2 rRNA genes are annotated in these 3442 nt (G+C 54.2%); both read left to right on the top strand.

The features are described 5' to 3' along the window. Positions 1-99: 99 nt before the first annotated feature. A 23S ribosomal RNA gene (locus F6A08_RS17525) occupies positions 100-3204 on the top strand. 108 nt (positions 3205-3312) lie between these two features. After that, positions 3313-3429: ribosomal RNA gene (gene rrf / locus F6A08_RS17520) — 5S ribosomal RNA — on the top strand. The last annotated feature ends 13 nt before the right edge of the window (positions 3430-3442 follow it).

Below are 3442 nucleotides of genomic sequence, written 5' to 3'. Positions count from 1 at the left end.
CAGCCTTCGGGTTGTTGCACAAGATGATCTTAAAGATCATTAGTCAATTTCTGATTCCATCTTCGGATGGGGTCGAGTTTTTGATTCAAACTCATGTGATTTCAAGTCTTTAAGAGCAAACGGTGGATGCCTTGGCATCTGGAGCCGAAGAAGGACGTAGCAATCTGCGATAAGCCTCGGGGAACTGATAAGCAAGTTTTGATCCGAGGGTGTCCGAATGGGGAAACCCCGCTGGGCGGCGTGCCGACCTAGTGACTCCCGCCTGAATATATAGGGCGGGTAGAGGGAACGTGGGGAAGTGAAACATCTCAGTACCCACAGGAAGAGAAAGCAACCGCGATTCCGTTAGTAGTGGCGAGCGAAACCGGAACAGGCTAAACCGAGCGTGTGTGATAGCCGGCAGGCGTTGCACGTTGGGGGTTGTGGGACTTTTCAGTCATCTCTGCCGAGGTGGCGGCGTTACAAGAAGGTATAGACGAACGGTCTTGAAAGGCCGGTCATAGAGGGTGCCAACCCCGTAGTCGAAATGCCTCTCTTGGCGCGAAGAGTATCCCAAGTAGCACGGGGCCCGTGAAATCCCGTGTGAATCTGTCAGGACCACCTGATAAGCCTAAATACTCCCAGATGACCGATAGCGGACAAGTACCGTGAGGGAAAGGTGAAAAGTACCCCGGGAGGGGAGTGAAATAGTACCTGAAACCGTTTGCTTACAAACCGTTGGAGCCTCCTTAGTAGGGGTGACAGCGTGCCTTTTGAAGAATGAGCCTGCGAGTTAGCGATATGTGGCGAGGTTAACCCGTGTGGGGTAGCCGTAGCGAAAGCGAGTCTGAATAGGGCGATTCAGTCGCATGTCCTAGACCCGAAGCGAAGTGATCTATCCATGGCCAGGTTGAAGCGACGGTAAGACGTCGTGGAGGACCGAACCCACTTAGGTTGAAAACTGAGGGGATGAGCTGTGGATAGGGGTGAAAGGCCAATCAAACTTCGTGATAGCTGGTTCTCTCCGAAATGCATTTAGGTGCAGCGTTGCGTGTTTCTTGCCGGAGGTAGAGCTACTGGATGGCCGATGGGCCCTACAAGGTTACTGACGTCAGCCAAACTCCGAATGCCGGTAAGTGAGAGCGCAGCAGTGAGACTGTGGGGGATAAGCTTCATAGTCGAGAGGGAAACAACCCAGACCACCAACTAAGGTCCCAAAGCGCGTGCTAAGTGGGAAAGGATGTGGAGTTGCTCTGACAACCAGGAGGTTGGCTTAGAAGCAGCCACCCTTGAAAGAGTGCGTAATAGCTCACTGGTCAAGTGATTCCGCGCCGACAATGTAACGGGGCTCAAGCACGCCACCGAAGTTGTGGCATTGACATTATTGGTAGGCCTTCGTGGTCCAGCCGTGTTGATGGGTAGGAGAGCGTCGTGTGGCCAGCGAAGCGGCGGTGGAAACCAGCCGTGGAGGCTACACGAGTGAGAATGCAGGCATGAGTAGCGAATGACGTGTGAGAAACACGTCCTCCGAAAGACCAAGGGTTCCAGGGTCAAGCTAATCTTCCCTGGGTAAGTCGGGACCTAAGGCGAGGCCGACAGGCGTAGTCGATGGACAACGGGTTGATATTCCCGTACCGGCGAAGAACCGCCCAAGCTAATCCAGTAGTGCTAAGTGTCTGAATCCCAGTGACTGATCCCTTCGGGGTGACGCTCTGGGCCTAGCGCACGACCCCATGCTGGTGCGGTTAGCGTATTAACAGGTGTGACGCAGGAAGGTAGCCCAAGCCAGGCGATGGTTGTCCTGGTGCAAGTGCGTAGGCCGAGTCGTAGGCAAATCCGCGACTCATACAGGCTGAGACACGATGCGGATAAAAAGTGGGTGATCCTATGCTGCCGAGAAAAGCATCGACGCGAGGTTCTAGCCGCCCGTACCCCAAACCGACTCAGGTGGTCAGGTAGAGAATACCAAGGAGATCGAGAGAATCGTGGTTAAGGAACTCGGCAAAATGCCCCCGTAACTTCGGGAGAAGGGGGGCCATCCGCTTATACCCACTTGCTGGGAAAAGGGCGTGGTGGCCGCAGAGACTAGTGGGTAGCGACTGTTTACTAAAAACACAGGTCCGTGCCAAGTCGCAAGACGATGTATACGGACTGACGCCTGCCCGGTGCTGGAAGGTTAAGAGGACCGGTTAGCCGCAAGGCGAAGCTGAGAATTTAAGCCCCAGTAAACGGCGGTGGTAACTATAACCATCCTAAGGTAGCGAAATTCCTTGTCGGGTAAGTTCCGACCTGCACGAATGGCGTAACGACTTCCCAACTGTCTCAACCGCGAACTCGGCGAAATTGCATTACGAGTAAAGATGCTCGTTACGCGCAGCAGGACGGAAAGACCCCGTGACCTTTACTACAGCTTGGTATTGGTGTTCGGTGTGGCTTGTGTAGGATAGGTGGGAGACTTTGAAGCATGGACGCCAGTTCGTGTGGAGTCATTGTTGAAATACCACTCTGGTCACTCTGGATATCTAACTTCGAACCGTAATCCGGTTCAGGGACAGTGCCTGGTGGGTAGTTTAACTGGGGCGGTTGCCTCCCAAAAAGTAACGGAGGCGCCCAAAGGTTCCCTCAACCTGGTTGGCAATCAGGTGTCGAGTGTAAGTGCACAAGGGAGCTTGACTGTGAGACTGACAGGTCGAGCAGGGACGAAAGTCGGGACTAGTGATCCGGCAGTGGCTTGTGGAAGCGCTGTCGCTCAACGGATAAAAGGTACCTCGGGGATAACAGGCTGATCTTGCCCAAGAGTCCATATCGACGGCATGGTTTGGCACCTCGATGTCGGCTCGTCGCATCCTGGGGCTGGAGTAGGTCCCAAGGGTTGGGCTGTTCGCCCATTAAAGCGGTACGCGAGCTGGGTTTAGAACGTCGTGAGACAGTTCGGTCCCTATCCGCTGCGCGCGTAGGAAGTTTGAGAGGATCTGACCCTAGTACGAGAGGACCGGGTTGGACGAACCTCTGGTGTGTCAGTTGTTCCGCCAGGAGCACCGCTGATTAGCTACGTTCGGGATGGATAACCGCTGAAAGCATCTAAGCGGGAAGCCGGCCTCAAGATGAGACTTCCATACCTTCGGGTGAGAGGCTCCCAGCCAGACTACTGGGTTGATAGGCCAGATGTGGAAGTGCAGCAATGCATGCAGCTGACTGGTACTAATAAGCCGATGACTTGATAACACACCGTTTGTTGGTGCTACGCGTCCACTGAGTGGTTCTCGATGTACGGTCGAGAACCGCATAACAACAATGACTTTGTTATGCGTTTGATTGAAACATCAATAGTGTTTCGGCGGCCATAGCGTGAGGGAAACGCCCGGTTACATTCCGAACCCGGAAGCTAAGCCTCACAGCGCCGATGGTACTGCAGGGGGGACCCTGTGGGAGAGTAGGACACCGCCGGACTCCTTTTAAACAA

It is taken from the genome of Microbacterium algeriense (assembly GCF_008868005.1).
GTDB classification, from domain to species: domain Bacteria; phylum Actinomycetota; class Actinomycetes; order Actinomycetales; family Microbacteriaceae; genus Microbacterium; species Microbacterium algeriense.
This window is presented reverse-complemented; position numbering and strand designations above follow the sequence as displayed.